Source organism: Listeria valentina (genome assembly GCF_011800755.1).
Lineage (GTDB): Bacteria > Bacillota > Bacilli > Lactobacillales > Listeriaceae > Listeria > Listeria valentina.
This window is the reverse complement of record NZ_JAATJW010000023.1, coordinates 1-18151: the sequence shown is the minus strand read 5'-3', so window position 1 is coordinate 18151 and position 18151 is coordinate 1. Positions and strand designations below refer to the sequence as shown.

Below are 18151 nucleotides of genomic sequence, written 5' to 3'. Positions count from 1 at the left end.
AGAGGAGTGTCCCTTGTTACTCAACTGATTTGAGCGCCTCGATCATATCAATCTTTTTCAATTTATAATGCATAACGATCATTACAATGGTCGAAAACAGTAACGTTAAAATTGCCGAATAAAGATAGCTCGGCCATGTAATCGTTGGGCTAAACATCATATTATCCACTTCAGCCGTTTGAATAACAAATTGGTGCAAGAAGAAGCCGAAGATAAAGCCGACTAAAATGCCCAGTATCGTCAAAATGATATTTTCCCGGTAGACGTACATTGTGACTTCCTTCGGATAGAATCCAAGCACTTTGATGGTTGATAGTTCCCGAATTCGCTCCGAAACATTAATGTTTGTGAGGTTGTAGAGCACAATAAAGGCAAGAATCGCCGCTGAAACAATCAACACAATCATAACAATGTTTAAGCTTTTCAGCATATCTACTAACATATCGCTAATCGTATTGGAAAAAGTCACCCCTAAAACGCCACCTTGATCCATCAACTTTTCTGCAAATCGATTTTCCCAAGCCTTCGACGTGTTTTTTAAATTCAAAAGATCGGTATCATAGTTTGGAGCTTCGTCAAATGCTTTTTCATAGCTAGCTTTCGTAAGATAGACATAATGCCCCGCATAATTTTCAGTAATCCCTGTCACTTTAAAAGAATACTCTTTATGATCGGTATCCTTCAAAGTAAGCTTACTGCCTTTCTTCAAATCGAGCAATTTCGCCAATTTTTCCGTCACCACAACACCTTGATCATTTAATTTTAGTTTTTCATGCGACTCACGATTTTCCAAATTGATAAACGCATCCAATTTTTGGGTCGTCGCAAACGTCGTCAGTTGAACAGCCTGACTCCCCGTTCCTGCTTGAACCGTATCCATCGTTTTCATCGAAGTCGGCATTCGCCCAGTAATCGCATCCCCTGTAATCAGTTTATTGTAAGCTGCTTTTTGCTTTTCAGTCGATGTCTTATCACGCGTTACGATCGCATCATATTTTAATACACTGCCATACTGTAAAGTTGCAATATCACTGATGGAGTCCCGTAAGCCAAAACCGGTTAAAATAAGCGCCGTACATCCAGCCACGCCAACAATTGTCATCAACATGCGCTGCTTATAACGGAAAATATTTCTTGCTGTCACCTTGCTTGAAAAATTCATATGCTTCCAAATGAAGCCAACTCGTTCTAGCAAAATACGCTTTCCTTGTTTCGGCGCTTTCGGACGCATGAGTGTGGCTGCATTCGAGCGTAGTTCTGCAAGACACGCCGCAAAAGCCGTCGCTGTTGTGCAAAGAAGCGCCACTAAAAGAGCCATCACAGAATAGCTTGGATAAAAAGTCAGTTCTACGGCTGGCATATCATACATCATTCCGTAGGCGTTAAAAATGATTGACGGGAAAAATAAAAAGCCAACCACAAGCCCGATACCCGTTCCTATAAGACTCGCAAGCGAACCGTATACAAGAAACTTCTTCATAATGTCGCGACTCGAATAGCCCAGTGCCTTAAACGTACCAATTTGTGTCCGTTGTTCTTCTACCATCCGGGTCATCGTCGTTAAACAGACCAGTGCTGCAATTAAAAAGAAAAACACAGGAAAGATAGTCGATAGTGAAGTTAGCCGATCCGCATTTTCTTTATACTCGGCATAACCAGGATTACTGGAACGATCGAGCACAAAGTATTCAGGTTTTTCCAGTGCCTCTATTTTAGCTCGCTCTTGCAGTAGCTTTCGTTGCTGCGCATCTAGTTCCGCACTCGCACTCGCAAGTTCTGGATTTCTTGCCATTCCCGCTTGCGCTGCTGCGCTCACACTTGCCGCTACTTTTTCTTTTTGCCCATCTAGTTTTTCTTGTGCCTGGTCGAGCTTCACGTAACTTTCTTGTTGCATCGTTTCAAGTCGTTTTTCAGCTTGTTTATCGAGTTTCTTCTCTAACTTGGTTTGGTTTCTGTTCATAGCGCTCGTATATCCATCCGAAAAAGCCTTTTTATCCGCCATATCCCGAAATTGCAAGTTTGCAACCGTATAAAGAGGCAAATCGAAATCTCGTTCAGGAATGATCGCAAAAGCATCCGTTGAGCCATTTCCAATCGTACTCGTTCCGCGACTGTCTTTTTCAATAAACATCGGACTTCTTACAAAACCGACAACTTTATATTTATCTTTTTTTAGCGTGTCTTTCAATTTGTTGCCATCACTTGCTACAAAAGTTACCGTATCCCCAATTTTGTATTTCTTGTTCATCTTTTTAGCTGCATCCAGTGCAATTTCGCCTGAATGCTTGGGGAGCCTGCCGGAAACCGTTTCGTATTGATTTAAACTTTTATGATGATCATAAGAATAAATTCGCATAGCAAGTCGGTCTTGATTTAGTAGTAAATCAGCGCTATAGCCCATATCTACTTGCTTCACGCCTTTTGTTTTTTCAAGAAGCGCTTGATCTGATTTGTCTAATCCATAAGTCGACTGGACCGAAAAATCAGCCAGTTGATTCTCTTTGTAATAGCGATCGGCTGTTTCAATCATGTCTGGTCCTGTTGCTTTAATCCCTACAAAAAAGGCAACCCCAAGCATAATTAAAGCTAGAATCGAAAGAAAGCGACTTTTCGACTGCCAAATTTCTCGCCAAATATCTTTCCAAAGTGCTCGTTTCTTCAAAATTCATCCGCCTCCTTTCTTACCACTCAATGCTGTCAATCGAGACAGGTTGCGGATTTTCACGAATTTGACGCACTTTGGCATCGTTAATTTCAATGATCCGGTTCGCAATCGGGGTAATCGCCGTATTATGGGTAATAACAATCACTGTCGTTCCAGTTTGTTCACATGTTTCTTGAAGTAATTTTAAAACGGACTTCCCCGTTTCATAATCAAGTGCCCCAGTTGGCTCATCACAAAGAAGCAGTTTAGGCGCTTTTGCAAGCGCCCGTGCGATCGCCACTCGCTGTTGTTCTCCACCTGAAAGTTGCACAGGAAAATTGTCTAATCGATGAGACAATCCAACACGGCCGAGCACTTCTTTCGCATCCAAAGCTTCTGGAACAATTTGAGCCGCAAGTTCCACATTTTCTTTAGCCGTTAAATTAGGAACGAGATTGTAAAATTGAAAAACGAAACCAACGTCCGTTCTACGATAACTTGTCAATTGTTTCGCATTCATTTGAGCAATATCCGTGCCATCGACAAGAACCTCTCCCGCATCACACGTATCCATTCCACCCAAAATATTCAAGACCGTTGATTTTCCTGCTCCAGAAGGACCGACAATCACTACAAATTCTCCTTGCTTAATTTCAAAATCAATCCCATCATTGGCTGTTACAATACTTTCGCCCATCTGATAGCGTTTATATACATCTTTTAATTTTACATATGTCAATTTCTCAAGCCCCATTTTCATAAAATTTATTTTCTTCTATTATATCGAACCTCCATTCATCTGTGAAGAAAAGAACAAAAAAAGACAAAAAGAAATTGGGTAGTCTTAAAAACAACCCAATTTCTCTTTAAATCTTCTAGCGAATGACTGCTCCAAGTTTTGCTTTGAGCGCTTTTGTGACTTGTTCTGTTGCAGCTGTCACTTCTTCTTCTACAAGTGTCCGCTCTAAATCTAAGAAAGTAAGCGTATAAGCCACAGATTTTTTATCTTGACCGATACTTTCTCCTTCAAAGATATCGAACAATTTCACTTCTTTTAGCAACTTGCCTCCATTTTCGCGAATAACACTTTCAATGGCTCCATTTTCAACAGTCCGGTCAACTAATAGAGCAATATCACGCGTCATTTCTGGATAACGAGCAATCGGTGCATATTCAACTTGTTTCTTCTGGGCACTAAGGATCGCTTCAAAATTTAATTCAGCTACATAAGTGGCTTCTAAATCAAATTCTTTTTCTACGCGCGGATGAAGTTCCGCGATATAACCTACTTCGCTTTCGCCAAGCAGAATGACCGCTGCTCGACCTGGATGGCGCTCTTCCATCACGCGTTTTTCAAATTGGAAAGGCGCAGCCAGTCCAAGGCGTTCTGCTAAGCCTTCCAAAATGCCTTTTAACAAGAAGAAATCGACAGCTTGAGCCTGATCTTTCCAGCTCGGAGACGTATAATTTCCCGTCATCAAAATGGCCAAGTGCTCCTCTTCAATTGGAAGGGCATCTCCTTCCGTGCCGTAATACACATTCCCAAGTTCGAAGAAAAAGACATCTGTATTTTTCCGAGCCACATTATAACTTGCCGCTTGCAGTAAACTTGGAACTAAACTCGTCCGAAGCGTGCTGTGCTCCTCACTCATTGGCATCTTGAGCCGAACCATTTTTTCTTCCGAAAGCGCTAGCCGTTTTGCTTCTTTTTCTGAAACAAGCGAATACGTAAGCGCCTGATTTAAACCAGTTGCCTCAAGGTAATTCCGCGTTTCTCGGCGAAGTAGTTGTTCGTTTGTAAATCCACCTGCCGACTCCGCTTTTGGAAGCGTCGCAGGAATCTTGTCATAGCCGTAAATCCGCGCCACTTCTTCTAAAATATCTGCTTCAATCGAGATATCCCAACGTCTCGACGGAACCTCCACTCGAATCTCGTCGCCGTCAAAGTGCGTTTCAAACTGAAGACGATCAAACACTTCAGCCATTTCTTCGCTAGAAATATCTGTTCCGAGTAAGCGATTCACCCGCTTGAAACTCGTTACGATTTCGTTTTGATACGCGTCACGGTTATCCACTTCAGAGACGCCAGATAACATGCGCCCACCGCCAAGCTCAGCAATCAGTGCTGCGCCATGAGCAAGCGCTTGTTCCACTTTAAATGCATCGCTTCCTTTGTCATAGCGAATGCTTGCTTCCGTACGAATCCCAAGTTCTCTAGACGCTTCACCGATATATTTACTATCAAAAATAGCGTCTTCCAGTAAAACTTGTGTCGTATCCGCTGAAACTTCCGAGCTTGCTCCGCCCATGATCCCAGCGATCGCAATCGGTTCTTTGCCATTCGTCACGACAATATGGTTGTCTGAAAGCTCTCGTTCTTTCCCGTCGAGCGTTTCAATTTGTTCCCCAGCACGTGCCAAACGAACTTCAATTTTTTTACTTCCAACTTTGTCATAATCAAAAGAATGAAGAGGTTGCGCATAAAGCAAATTGATATAGTTTGTAACATCCACGATATTGCTGTGCGGTCTAATTCCCGCTTTCATCAAAGTCGCTTGCAGCCAAAGAGGCGATTCAGCAACTTTTACACCTTCAATTAAGCGAACCGCATAATAAGGCGTCGTTTCTTTATCTGTAATCGCGACTTCTACTTTCCCTTCAATCGAGCCTGCCTCCGAAACATCCGGCTGCTCTGGTAAAAGGGGTTTTTCATGGACGATCGCTCCAACTTCATGTGCAATCCCAGTCATGCCAAGCGCATCGGCACGGTTTGGTGTAATCGCCATATCAAGGATCGCATCATCTAAACCAAAAAGTGTAATCGCGCTCGCTCCAACTGTTACATCATCTGGTAAGACATAAATTCCATCTTGATATGCTTTTGGAACCACACTACTATCAAAGCCTAGTTCTTGTAGCGAGCAAATCATACCTTCTGAAACTTCCCCGCGAAGTTTTGCACGCTTGATTTTCATTCCGCCTGGAAGCTTAGCACCTACACGTGCCACGATTACTTTCTGACCTTGAGCCACATTCGGGGCCCCGCAGATAATTTGAACTACTTCATCTCCATCAACTTGAACCGTTGTTTTTTTCAATTTATCGGCACTTGGATGCGGCTCACAAGTTAATACTTCTCCGACTACCAAATTTTTCAATTCCCGGTCTAAATGATCCACGCCTTCAATTTCAATCCCGGTACGCGTAATCGCTTCTGCCAGTTCATCCGCATCCAGTTTAAGATCTGGGAAGAATTTTTTGACCCAATTATAAGAAACTAACATTTATCTTTCCCCCATTTCTTTTGCTTCAAATTGTTTAGAAAAACGTAAATCATTCGTATAAAGATGACGAATATCATCTACTCCATATTTCAACATGGCGACACGTTCTGGACCAAGTCCAAAAGCGAAACCGCTATATTTACTGGAATCAATTCCGGACATTTCTAATACGCGAGGGTGCACGAGTCCAGATCCAAGAATTTCGATCCATCCTGTTCCTTTACAAGTCCGGCATCCTTCACCGCCACAAGCAAAACAAGAAATATCCATTTCAACAGATGGCTCTGTGAATGGGAAGAAGCTTGGACGAAGACGGATTTCTCGATCTTCCCCGAACATCCGCTTTGCAAGAACAGTTAGCGTTCCCTTTAAATCAGCAAACGTAATATTTTCTCCAACTACTAGCCCTTCAATTTGCGTAAATTGATGGGAGTGCGTCGCATCATCATTATCACGACGGTAAACTTTCCCTGGGCAAATGATCTTGATTGGTCCATTTTTAAAATCATGGTTTTCCATCGTCCGCGCTTGAACAGGCGAAGTTTGCGTCCGTAACAAAGTATTTTCTGTAATATAAAAGCTATCTTGCATATCTCGCGCCGGATGACCTTTTGGTAAATTTAATGCCTCGAAGTTATAATAATCAAGCTCCACTTCTGGTCCTTCTGCAATCCGGTAACCCATCCCAACGAACATATCTGTAAGCTCATCAATGACTTGTGTCAGCAAGTGAGTGGTTCCAGTAGGTACTTTTGTTCCTGGAAGAGTCACATCAATTGATTCATTTTCAAGCTGTTTCATCAGCTCAGCCTCTTCTAGTCCTTCTTGCTTGTGCTTGATTTTTGTACTAATTTCCGTTCGAACTTCATTTGCTTTTGCTCCGACAAGCGGTTTTTCCTCATTCGACAGTTTTCCCATTTGTTTCATGATCTCTGTGATCGGGCCTTTTTTCCCTAGATATTTCACACGCAAATCATTGAGTACTTTTAAACTCTCAGCTTGTTCAATTTCTTGAATAGCTTCTTTTTCCAACGTTTCCAGTTGCTTTAACAAAAGAACCACACTCCTTTTTTAGACAAAATAAAAAACCTCTATCCACAAAGGGACGAGGTTAGCTCGCGGTACCACCCTAATAAAAGCAGAAAAACTGCTTTCACTTCATTCACATAACGGCTTTTCACCGATCTGCCTTTCACATTAAGTTCCCGACAGCGACTGTTAGAGTTGAAATGTTCACAAAGCATCTAGTAAAGCGGCTTCCAGTCTATAGACCGCTTCTCCCTCGGCAAGAATCTCTTTGCTACTTGTCTCCGTCATCGTCTTTTGCATCATTTAATTACTTCTCATTATAACAGTTTCGTTTAAATTAGCAAGTGTATTTCTGCAAAAAGCGAGTTAAAAGCGGGGAAAAAATGGGAGCCAAAACAAGATAAAAGGCAACATTTCCGATCGCATGAAGAGTATCAAAGGATAGCCCTGCAAGGTAATAGACCCAAAAATGAGAAAACCCATAAATAGGAGCAATGAAAAGCGCTTGAGTAAGTCCATAAACATATCCCATTAACCCACAAAAAAGTGCGGTTCCCCAAAGCGGGATTTTTTGCATATACGGTCGAAGTAGTAAGCCTGTTAAAAGTGCAATTAAAGCATATCCTAAAACTTGTCCGATCGTCCAAATACCCAGTCCTAAGACAAAATTAGAAACGACCATCGTAAGCGTCGCAAATAATAGACCAAAGCGAATCCCGCATAATAAGGTGAGCATCACGACAAGTGCTGTAACCGGTTGAATATTAGGCAGCGGGGCGAATAAAATTCTTCCCGCTGCCGCAAGCGCTGAAAACACTGCTAAAAGCGCTAATATTTTCGTATTCTTCAGTGAAAACTTAAATGTTTGATTAGTTGGCTTCATGGAGATCAAAACTCACTTTATCACCATTTTTAGGTTTCGTTTCTTTGGCACCTTTCGTTGCAAATTTGCCATTTATTTCAATAAACCAGTAAAGTCCAGCTTTTTCATCTTGAGAAACTTGATTAATAGAGGTAATCATTCCCTTATCATCTTCAATTTTAAAGTTGTCTTGAAGCATTTGATAAAGCGTGGTTCCTTTTTTGGCTTCGACTTTTTTCGTTTCAAGTTTTTCTTTACCTTCATTTTTCGTTACTTGGATCGTAACCGCAATGTTTGGTACTTCCTTTTTCGTTGATTCTTTCTGCGTTCCGAAAGAACACGCTGAAAGTACCAAAACAATCATAGCCAGTGTTATCAAAATGACTTTCTTTTTCATGTTCACTCCCCTTTTTGTCAAAATAAAAAACACAGCAATTCTCACGATTGCCATGTTTCTTATTATCTCATCACTCTGCAGTCTGTTCAAGTGGAATCCATCTGTCAGCCCAGCACTGGACTTGTTCCATAACTTTTTTTAAATCTTTGCCTTTTGCTGTTAATGTATATTCAATGCGAACAGGCGTCTCTGGATAAACTTGTCTGACAACAATTTCCATTTCTTCCAGTTCTTTCAAACGTTCAGCTAGTACACGATCGCTCATTTGCGGAATTTCTCCCGCTACCTGTTTAAAACGCTTCGGACCTGTTAAAAGGACGTTAATAATCAGCCCCGTCCAGCGCTTTCCAAGAAGCTGAAATGCGGATTCAAACTTTGGACAAACTTTATGTGCTTCCGTCATAATTCTCACCTCACGTTGTATTATAGCATAAAACCAAACAGAAAGTAACTAATTAATTCCACGTTGCTTATTTTTTAATAGTAGGATTGCGAAATTAAAAGGACGGGCTTACAATAGAAGAAAGTGAACAGAGAGGAGTGAGATAAATGCCAAGTCGTCGTTATATTGTTAAGAGCTCTGTTGAAGAAACCACGAATATGATTAAACTTTCGCAAGCGACTAGCACCCCTGTTTTTGAAGAAATACGTGATTTTGGCGGAGGGAAGAAATTGGCAACACTTGCATACGAAAAATACTACTTTCGTGCTTCCAATCGAGCAGCTCTTTTTATCAACATCAATAACTTCCACGGAGAATCAGAAGTTACAGCAATTTCAACAGGAAGCTCTGATGGCTTAATCTTTAAGATCGATTGGGGAGCCGCTAACAGCTACATTCGTTCTGTTCAAAAAGCACTGCACCCCGTTTTAATCAATGAAATCAACTTAAAAGAATCTAAGGAATAAACCTTGAAGGAGAGCTTTTCTCTTTCAAGGTTTTTATTTACGCAGCGCATACATCAAAATACCTGCCGCAACAGAAACGTTAAGCGATTCACTTTCACCAAAAATTGGAATATAGACTTTATGTCGAATTTTTTCTTCAACGGCTTTTGAAATCCCATTTCCTTCATTCCCAACAACTAGCCCGAACGATTCTTTTTTAGGAATTTGATCGTAAGGCATCGCCGTTTCATCTAAAAAAGCACCATAAACTGGAACTTCTTCATCCATCAGTCTAAAAAGCCAGTCCGCAAGGTTCCCGCTAATCACAGGAATATGAAAATGGCTCCCTTGTGCGCTCCGTATCACCTTTGGATTATACAAATCCGCCGAGCCCGTACCAAGAATAACCGCATCAAACCCAGCTGCGTCCGCCGTACGAATCAGCGTTCCGACATTGCCTGGATCCTGCACCGCATCAAGAATCAAGAACTTTTTATCCACAAGAAACAAAAGCTCGGGCTCCGTCATTTTGACAACCGCAAAAACCCCCTGCTCGCTTTTTGTTTCGCTTAAATAATGACTAACCTCATGACTCACTAGATGCATCCGAATTTCACTAGTTCCTTCAAAATCAAGTGACAAACCTTCCTCAACGATCACTTCTTCAACTAGACCATCTTGCTTAAGCGCTTCTTCCACTAAATGAAAGCCCTCAACCAGATAAGTTCCTTGCTCCATGCGCCCTTTTTTCATCATCAATTTTTTCCATTTTTTGACGCGTTCATTTTTGGTGGACTGAATAAGTTCCATCCAACCCCTCCTTTGTAATATTTCTGTAATCTAAAAATAAAGGTTTGCTTTTATACAATAGCTTTCCTTCATAAACATTCTAGTTAAAAAGACCTAATTATATTCTCATAGTGATGCCGTTCACCAATCTGTTTCTATTGTAGAGAGGAATCCGCAAAAAAGCAATCTAAAAAGGCGCCCACAAGCGAGCGCCTTTTCTAAAACCTCAGCCAAAAGTAATTTTCTTCACAGTATCGCTATCCAAACGTTTGATAACTTCCGTTAAAAGTTTGACCGTTGCTTCAAAATCATCCCGATGAATGATAGAAGCATTCGAATGAATATAACGCGCTGCAATCGTGACCGGTAGAGCAGGAACCCCGTCCCCAGTTAGGTGAATGGAGCCAGCATCCGTACCACCACCAGGAATCGCATCAAATTGATAAGGAATTTCCAGTTCATCTGCCACATCTGTAACAAAATTACGCAATCCAGGATGACTTACGAGCGTTGCGTCGTATAAAATGATTTGCGGACCTTTGCCCATTTTACTTTGTGCTTCTTCCGGTTTAATTCCTGGCGTATCCCCAGCAATACCAACATCAACAGCAAAGCCAATGTCCGGTTGAACAAAATGAGCCGCCGTTTTTGATCCACGGAGTCCCACTTCTTCTTGGACAGCACCAACTCCGTAAACAGTATTAGGGTGTTTTTCATTTTGCAAATTTTTAAGGACTTCGATCGCAACTGCTAGTCCAATCCGATTGTCCCAAGCTTTCGCAAGTAAAAACTTCTCATTTCTCATGGTCGTAAATTCAAAAGCCGGCACGATCATATCTCCTGGACGAATGCCGAAGCTTTCTGTTTCTTCTCGATCACTTGAGCCCACATCAATAAACATTGACTTGATATCGAAGGATTTTTGACGTTCGGCTGCAGTCATCAAATGAGGCGGCTTTGATCCAATAATGCCAGGGATTTCTTCGCCACTACGAGTAATCACCGTAACTTTTTGCGATAACATAACGTGAGGTACCCAGCCCCCCACCGTTTGGAATTTAATAAAACCACCTGCATCAATTTGAGTAACCATAAAACCTACTTCATCAAGGTGGCCTGTAACCATCACTTTAGGTCCCTCTGCTTGTCCTCTTTTAAGTGCAATACTACTTCCAAGTCCATCACGATGAAGCTCATCTGCAGCATCTTTTATGTAAGATTCAAACACTTGTCTTGGTTGGCGTTCATTTCCAGCAATTCCTTTTGCATCTGTCAATGCTTTCAACATTGCTAATTCTCGATCCATACTAGCACATCCTTTCCCTTCGTTCATGTTTTTTATTATAACAGAAAAAAGGCATAAAGCTTGCTAGAATGCACTAAAACCGAAAATTCAAGTTTAAATAAGCGCCTGAATTTTCGGTTTATTGTTGATTACATACTCAATTGTAAATTTGTCGGGTTCATTAACGTGATAGTGCTCACCACCGAAAACTTCTTAAAAATCTTAGCCTCTTCACTTTGCGCTTCGCTATTTGAAGCAACTTGGCGGAATCCATTTTGACCTGTCAACCCTTTATGCCAAGTACTACCAGCGCTTGCGAGTCCGACACTTTGATTTTTAAATGGTGTTTTGCCAGAAGTCGTATAAACCAACTCAATGGCATCACTATTCACCCAGCCTCCTTGAGAACCAATCTCAATTTGGTACCAGATTTTATTGCTATCTATTTTGGCTTCACTTAAAATTTCAATTTTAGGATCGAAATCATTTGAAAAACTAGCGACAAGTTTCGCTTTATGCGCATTTGGCGAACTCCAAATATTTAAGACCCGCTGCTCTTTCATTTTGCCAACTGCATAAGTTTGAGTCACAGATGGCATTTGATCAAACGTAAAATCTTGATTGTCGTAAGCCGCTAACCCAAATTTTTCAATCACTTCAATTAACTTCGATGCGTATGTCGGATCAGATGAGTAGCCTGTTCCGGCTAGCGCTTTTGCTGCTAAACGAAAATTCGTTTCTCCGAGCAAGCATTCATATAGTTTTTTATTCCAGCTTGGACCCTTAGCAAATAAAAGCGCGTGGTCATTCAGCGACTCATACCATGATGGGTATGCTTTAAAAGCAGCTTTTGTCCCAACGTAGACAGCACCGTTGTGTTCTTTAGTAGGCAAGTAAATGGAACTCCCTCGGAAGGCTCCTTTAATGCCAAATAAATTTTTCCCTCTCACAGCAAGCTGACTCTTTCCCCAGTTCGATTCTAAGATCGCTTGAGAAATCGTAATGCTAGCTAAAATCCCATGTTCTTTTTGAACTCTTTTTGCATGTGGCGCAATTTCATTAATGAAAGTTTGTTGCGCGGAAGTTAACAGAGCAGATGAAACATCCGCCTTTGCTTGCATAGGAAGAGCAATCATCGAAAACGATAGGCTGACGAGCCCTATTCTAAGCAAGTGCTTCTTAGCAATTGAAAACATAATGAGTTTGCACATCCTTTTTTGAATAAATTTTTATAGCCATTCGGATATAAAAACATGTGTTCTTTCTTAGCAACCATTTCATTCTAACAAAACTTCTATGTAATATATATTTCTTTTAGGTTACAAAAATGACAAAACAGTAAAAACCATTCGCTTGCCAAGGTTGCCCAAAACGAAAAAAAACAAAAAAAAGGATCGAAACGCACTTTATTAGGTCTAATGAACTATCAATAAGACAACTAAAAAGTGTTGATTTCGATCCATTTTGGTTATTTTCGTTGAATTAAATCGGCTTTAATCCAACCTGCTGTCTTCCCATCTACAGCAAATTGAACCCATTTTCCATTGGTTGTATCTGCCACGCGTAAGACATCTAAAGTATCTCTTGCATAAAAAGCGAGGTCTTCATTCTTAGTCGCACCAGGCAGTCCATAAGGCATCCCATAAACGATCCCTTCTGCGTCTTTTTTAACCTTAGCCTTATAGCCAGCTAGTTGGTTTCGAATGACTTTAGCCCCGACCTGATCGTAACTAGTTAAGTCATAATCCTCAATCAGTGCCGTAAGTTTCGAAGCATAAGTTGGATCCGTCGCATATCCTGCATCCATGATGGCTTTGGCAGCTGTTTTATAATCTGCCGCATCAATCACGGCGCGGTATTTATTTTTCGACCAAGAAGTCCCATTCAAAAAGAGATTAGCATGGTCATCAAGGGATTCATCAAAACTTGCATATTTTCGGAAATTCGCCTTGATCTCGATCCATTTCCCATCTTGAAACTCCTTTGTCGTCATATTAATTAACGGAGCTCCCGCTGAGCCTTTTACCCCAAATAAATTATTTGCTTTTAGTGCTAGTTCACTTTTTCCCCAGTTTGATTCTAAAATCGCCTGAGCAAGCGTCACGCTCGTCAAAATGTTGTGTTCCTTTTGAATTTGTTGCGCGTGTGGAACAAGTTTGCTAATGAAATGCTGTTTTTCGTTGTCATAAGCAGGAGATGGTGCCGTAAACTCTAAATACGCATTTCGGAGCATCCCAGCCAAAACGAACAGAAGAACAACCGATGCAAAAATGCCCGTCAAAAAGTAAATTCGTCGCTTCTTCTTTTTCGTCCACTTTCTCAAAAAAGCATCTCCTCCTGTTTCTTTTAGCTAAACAATACGCGAAAAAATGAGAGAAATCAAGCCATCTTAAGACTGATTTTAAGATTCTTTTAGAAAACTTAAGACTTTCTTTCCCGTAAAAAAACTCCTCGCACTAGCGAGAAGCTTTTCTACTATTTCGATGCAAGCGTAATGCGTTCGCGCCGGTGTTCACCCTTTTCCATTTCGTCCACAAAGCCAAGTGCGTAATCCGCAAAACTAATTTCGCTTTCACCTTTGGCATTCGTGAGCAAGTTATCTGCGCCCACTTGATAGCTTCCTGTTGCAGCTCCATCAGGATTAAAGAAAGCAGATGGACTAATATACGTCCAGTTCAAATTCGTTGTCGCTTTCAGTTCATCAAAAGCTTTTCCCATATTGGAAGCCGTTGGAAGGAAGGCTTCTGGAAAATCTTTCGTATCCATAAGTCGTGTTGTTTTTTCAGGATCCACATATAAACTACCGGCTCCCCCAACAACCATCAACCGAATTTCTTCATGCCCTTTTAAAAGATCGATCAAATGAGCAAGCGAACTTTGGTGAAGCTCTTCCTTTCCTTGAGGTGCATTAAACGCATCAACAACAACATCTTGTCCTTGCAAGTCTTCAAACGTTAAATCAAATAAATCCTTTTCAAGCACTTTCACATTCGGATTCGTTATCTTTTCCTTATGATGAACAATCGCAGTCACTTCCATGCCCCGCTTAACAGCTTCCTCTAAAATCAAATGACCGGCTTTCCCTGCTGCTGCAATAATTGCTACTTTCATGATTTTTTCCTCCTTATATGTAACCAAAACAGTTACAATTGAATGTTTTTTATAGCAAGGTAAACTTTTAATTTACCTTGCTTTCCATACTCACACGAATGTCATTGAGACTTACTTGTTTTAATTCCGCTTCCATCTTTCGCTGCGCTGTCAAAAAAGCATTATCAAGCGCTTCTTGAATATGAGCGCCAACAAAACAATTCGGATTGGGGTTTTTATGCATATCAAACAACTGCTTTTCCCCTTCTACCGCTCTATACACTTCATAAAGTGAAATCTCTTCGGGACTACGCGTCAAATAAGTTGCGCTAGTACCAGGACTTGAATGAAGCAGTCCGGCTTTCTTTAACAGACTCATGATGCGCCGGATCACCACTGGATTTGTTCCGACACTGCCCGCGATATCCTCAGAGGTCATTTGTTCGCCGCGACTTTGATCAACCAACGTTAAAAGATGAACCGCGACGCTAAATCGCGTTGAAATAGCCATGCCATCACCTCTTTGTAACTATTATAGTTACAACTAATTCTTTTGTCAATTCACTTGTTTTTTGAAGCGACCGAAATCTTTCCAAAAGCTTTTTGCAAGAAGTAGAGACGCCCTTGCCATTTGAAAGCACTTTGCCGGTCCAAAAGTAACGCTTCAAACATTTTGCGCTTCCTTTTCGGCAGCCTTGCTAAATTCGATTTCATATCCGCTTGCTCCATGTAGCTTGCAACCAAACCTCTAATCGCCTCGTAATCTGCTTTTGGCGCAAGAAAAAGCCATTCGATCATCGAAAATAAATCAATCGCAAGAAACTTATCTTTTTTTGCTTGAATCAATTTAGCATCTGTGACACCCTTAAATGCCTTGTCGCAAACTCGTAAAGCATCTAACCGGTCTTTGACCATCCGAATATTATTGCGCTGCTGGGTAATCGATCCTGAAGTTTCTCTCGAGCGCCAGTAGTACCCTATGGATGCGAGTAAATTGACACGTTCAGCTTTTAGATAGGCTGGAATCACAACTGGAATATCTTCAAAAGTCTTCCCTACCGGAAAGGCAAATTGATTTTCATCCCAAAAGCTCCGTTTGAACAATTTGTTCCAGCTCGTCGTATCATAAAGCAACTCGTTCGTTTCGCGCAAATTCGTTCCTAGCTTGGTTTCTTGCATAAAACGCTCATGTAGAACAGAAGGATACACATCCTCGCCGCGAAGTCGGCTAACTCCGATCGTGACGATTTCCGCGTCTACTTGCTCTAGGCTTTTCACCATGCGTTCATACATCGTTCTGTCAATCACATCGTCGCTATCGACAAACGCAAGATAAGTGCCCGTCGCCCGCTTCACACCATCATTTCTTGCAGCAGATAAACCACTATTTTCCTTACTGATCACTTGAAGAGTAGGATACGTTTGTTGTAGCTGCTTTAATTTTTCCCCCGTATCATCTGTTGAACCGTCCTCTATCACAATTACTTCAAGATCTGGGTAAGACTGATTCATCACAGAATCAATACAAGCTTCAATATATTCGCTCACATTGTAAGCGGGGATAATCACACTTACTTTCATGTTTTTCTCCTTAAAAGCCAGTTTTTTGGCGTCTTTTTTCAAACGGTACTTTCCAAACCAAATCACCGAGCCGAACAAATCCGGCGAGGTAAAGGCACACGGCCAGTTTTTTTAGTTTCGCCGTTAATCCAGCGCCAGATATGTACCCATTTTTTTTCCAACGCGGGAACTTTTGTTTTAAGACTTGCTTCACCTGCGTTAAAGCTTCCTTACGCATTTTAATGGATTCAAGCTCAATGATTTTCCGAAGAACTGTGCGATACACGAGGTGTTCCATGTAAAGCCATTCAAGTTCCTGCTCATTTCCAGTATAAACCCCTAGCCGCTTCATTTCTGCTTCGACATGCTGAAGCATCGGAATCACTTCCAAAAACTTCAAATCTTGTTTCAAATTGGACTGGGAATCCACGCGATCCGTTTGATAAAAATAAAGCGCGTCATCAAGCTTCACAGGATTTTTTGCGCGCAAAACAACAGCAGGAATCATCCCCAAATCCTCATACCAAGTGCCAAGCGGAAAGCGAATATCTTGAAGTAGCTTGGCCGCATAAAACTTATTCCAAGGAACGCTCCCTGCATCTGTCAGTAAGTAGCCAGATTTTCGAGGTACATATTGCTTTTTCCCATCTTGATTTACATTGTAAGACGTAAACAAAATAAGATCAGACTGAGCTTCTTCAGCGGTTGTAAGACAAATTTCAACTAAATCTTCCCGAATAAAGTCATCGCTATCTACCATTATAATATAATCGCCCGTTGCGAGATCAAGCCCAGCATTTCTTGCCCCTGCTTGACCACTATTTGGTTGATGAATTTTTTTCACACGAGTATCCGTCAATTCATCCATCAATTCCCCAGAAGAATCCGTCGAACCATCGTCAATCAATAAAATTTCAAGATGCGGATAGGTTTGATTCAGTATCGAATCCACACAGCGCATCAAATCTTTTTCTACATTATATATAGGAACAATCACACTGACTAATTTTTCTTTCATTTTCGAACTCCTTTACGTAAAGAAATACGCCTCCCTTTAAGGATACCCGTTCTGAAAACTTTTGTCTATCGCAAACAAAAAGCGGTTGGGATTTTCTCCCAACCGCTTTCAAGCTTTTCTTAATTAATTTCAATTTTTGTATGGTTGCTGTTTTCCAGTTTTGGAAGGACAATGTTTAAAACACCATCCGAAAAATCGGCTTTCACACCATTTGCATCGACATTTTGAAGAGCAAAGCTTCTACTCATAGAGCCGCTTGAACGTTCACGACGAATAAAGTTTCCTTCTTCATCTTTCACGTCCGCTTTGTTTTCACGTTGCCCTTTAATTGTCAAAAGGCCATTTTCAAAATCAACACGGATATCTTCTTTGTTAAAACCTGGTAAATCCGCTTTTACTTGATAGTTTTCCTCAGTTTCCGAAATATCGACATTCATTTGGCTTCCATTTAATAGGCTAAAGTTTCCATCAAAAACAGATGGGAATAAGTCAAAGAAGTCACTGCGATGCATTTGTGGTAAGTTCATCATCATTCATCACTCCTCGTAACCTTCTTATTCTTACCTTACAGTCTTATTGTATTCCTTTAGTCAGAAAAGGTCAAAGTTTTTGCTTCACTGCAAACCGAAGGACTGTTTTTAAATTTTCGGGCGCTGTCCGTCTTGGATCTGATAAGTAAATCTCCTTATGATCTTTTGATACTCGTTCCAGTCCTTGTTCGGCTGCAAATTGCTCCATTTGGGCAAAGCTTGCGGATTCCGAGTCGTAAGAGCCAAGATGAAGCATTTGAATCGAAGGCCCTTCCGTTAATTCTTCTAGCTTCAATTTACGAAGCTGATCATTCGAGATCTTCTTTTCAAGTAGCGGCTTGATTTCTTCAAATAACGTTTGAGTAACAAATTCAGGTTGTCGAATCATGATTTTATACGCAAAGAGAGACTTATCAAGCGGACCCGAATCCCGTTGTTTCGTAGTCCATTCTCCTTCAAGCGGGTAAACTGTATATTCAAAATAGCCATCAGGAGTGAAGCCTTTTTTAGGTAGCATTCGAATTGTATAGCTAGCCGCATAAAGCGTAGCTACAAGCTCTTGAAAAGCCGTTTCATTAGGATCTCCTTCGCCTTCAATTGTCAGGTAACCAAATTTTGGAACATCAATAAAAACTGGTTGTTTCTTGGGAAGATAAAGTTCTTTTTCTTCTTTTCGCCATTCATATTTCATTTCTTTTCTCTCCTCGTAAAATATATTTTAGAAAGATAAATGATCTTCCCTAAATGTTTCATTTCTTTTCCTTACGGAATAAGT

At 41.0% G+C, this 18151-nt stretch carries 18 protein-coding genes and 1 other annotated feature; of the genes, 1 reads left to right on the top strand and 17 read right to left on the bottom strand.

Annotated elements, in window-relative coordinates; translation table 11 throughout:
- Positions 1-16: 16 nt before the first annotated feature.
- The 7 genes from HCK02_RS07250 to HCK02_RS07220 form a co-directional block, all read right to left on the bottom strand.
- The gene (locus tag HCK02_RS07250) at positions 17-2662 is read right to left on the bottom strand and encodes an ABC transporter permease (RefSeq protein WP_167629468.1); all 2646 of its coding nucleotides are present in this window, start codon (positions 2660-2662) and stop codon (positions 17-19) included.
- A 19-nt stretch (positions 2663-2681) separates the two neighbouring features.
- Positions 2682-3383: an ABC transporter ATP-binding protein gene (locus HCK02_RS07245; RefSeq protein ID WP_167629466.1), complete on the bottom strand. Its 702-nt coding sequence runs from the start codon at positions 3381-3383 to the stop codon at positions 2682-2684.
- A gap of 136 nt (positions 3384-3519) precedes the next feature.
- On the bottom strand, positions 3520-5928 hold the full coding sequence (pheT, locus tag HCK02_RS07240; protein ID WP_167629465.1) for a phenylalanine--tRNA ligase subunit beta: 2409 nt from the start codon (positions 5926-5928) through the stop codon (positions 3520-3522).
- Positions 5929-6981, bottom strand: a complete 1053-nt coding sequence (gene pheS, locus HCK02_RS07235; RefSeq protein WP_115752245.1) for a phenylalanine--tRNA ligase subunit alpha — start codon at positions 6979-6981, stop codon at positions 5929-5931.
- A gap of 45 nt (positions 6982-7026) precedes the next feature.
- Positions 7027-7254, bottom strand: a binding site (T-box leader).
- 40 nt (positions 7255-7294) lie between these two features.
- A complete protein-coding gene (locus HCK02_RS07230) occupies positions 7295-7840 on the bottom strand; it encodes an ECF transporter S component (RefSeq protein ID WP_167629463.1) in 546 nt (181 codons plus the stop codon).
- Complete coding sequence (locus tag HCK02_RS07225; protein ID WP_167629461.1) at positions 7827-8216, bottom strand: DUF4430 domain-containing protein; 390 nt, start codon at positions 8214-8216, stop codon at positions 7827-7829. Before HCK02_RS07225 ends, HCK02_RS07230 begins: the two co-directional genes overlap by 14 nt.
- A 70-nt stretch (positions 8217-8286) precedes the next feature.
- Positions 8287-8619, bottom strand: a complete 333-nt coding sequence (locus HCK02_RS07220; protein ID WP_115752243.1) for a winged helix-turn-helix transcriptional regulator — start codon at positions 8617-8619, stop codon at positions 8287-8289.
- A 146-nt stretch (positions 8620-8765) separates the two neighbouring features.
- On the opposite strand from HCK02_RS07220, the gene HCK02_RS07215 reads away from it, so the two are divergent.
- Positions 8766-9125: a DUF6054 family protein gene (locus tag HCK02_RS07215; protein WP_167629459.1), complete on the top strand. Its 360-nt coding sequence runs from the start codon at positions 8766-8768 to the stop codon at positions 9123-9125.
- A gap of 33 nt (positions 9126-9158) precedes the next feature.
- Here the strand turns inward: HCK02_RS07215 and HCK02_RS07210 are convergent, their stop codons facing one another.
- The 10 genes from HCK02_RS07210 to HCK02_RS07165 all read right to left on the bottom strand — a co-directional run bounded on the left by HCK02_RS07210 (position 9159) and on the right by HCK02_RS07165 (position 18067).
- Positions 9159-9914 (bottom strand): TrmH family RNA methyltransferase, encoded by a 756-nt coding sequence (locus HCK02_RS07210; protein ID WP_167629457.1) that lies wholly within the window; start codon positions 9912-9914, stop codon positions 9159-9161.
- Positions 9915-10119: 205 nt separating this feature from the next.
- Positions 10120-11199, bottom strand: coding sequence for a M42 family metallopeptidase (locus HCK02_RS07205; RefSeq protein WP_167629455.1), 1080 nt, complete (start codon positions 11197-11199; stop codon positions 10120-10122).
- 128 nt (positions 11200-11327) lie between these two features.
- Positions 11328-12374, bottom strand: coding sequence for a glycoside hydrolase family 73 protein (locus tag HCK02_RS07200; protein ID WP_167629453.1), 1047 nt, complete (start codon positions 12372-12374; stop codon positions 11328-11330).
- Between the two features lie 272 nt (positions 12375-12646).
- Positions 12647-13501 carry a glucosaminidase domain-containing protein gene (locus HCK02_RS07195; protein WP_484496934.1) on the bottom strand — a complete coding sequence of 285 codons (855 nt, stop codon included), beginning with the start codon at positions 13499-13501 and terminating at the stop codon, positions 12647-12649.
- A gap of 152 nt (positions 13502-13653) precedes the next feature.
- The gene (locus HCK02_RS07190) at positions 13654-14289 is read right to left on the bottom strand and encodes an NAD(P)-dependent oxidoreductase (RefSeq protein ID WP_167629451.1); all 636 of its coding nucleotides are present in this window, start codon (positions 14287-14289) and stop codon (positions 13654-13656) included.
- 67 nt (positions 14290-14356) lie between these two features.
- Complete coding sequence (locus HCK02_RS07185; RefSeq protein WP_167629449.1) at positions 14357-14779, bottom strand: Rrf2 family transcriptional regulator; 423 nt, start codon at positions 14777-14779, stop codon at positions 14357-14359.
- A 50-nt stretch (positions 14780-14829) separates the two neighbouring features.
- Positions 14830-15849, bottom strand: a complete 1020-nt coding sequence (locus tag HCK02_RS07180) for a glycosyltransferase family 2 protein (protein WP_167629448.1) — start codon at positions 15847-15849, stop codon at positions 14830-14832.
- 10 nt (positions 15850-15859) lie between these two features.
- On the bottom strand, positions 15860-16846 hold the full coding sequence (locus HCK02_RS07175) for a glycosyltransferase family 2 protein (RefSeq protein ID WP_167629446.1): 987 nt from the start codon (positions 16844-16846) through the stop codon (positions 15860-15862).
- Positions 16847-16965: 119 nt separating this feature from the next.
- Positions 16966-17376, bottom strand: a complete 411-nt coding sequence (locus HCK02_RS07170; RefSeq protein ID WP_208970456.1) for an Hsp20/alpha crystallin family protein — start codon at positions 17374-17376, stop codon at positions 16966-16968.
- A 70-nt stretch (positions 17377-17446) separates the two neighbouring features.
- The gene (locus HCK02_RS07165; protein ID WP_167629442.1) at positions 17447-18067 is read right to left on the bottom strand and encodes a GyrI-like domain-containing protein; all 621 of its coding nucleotides are present in this window, start codon (positions 18065-18067) and stop codon (positions 17447-17449) included.
- Positions 18068-18151: the final 84 nt, after the last annotated feature.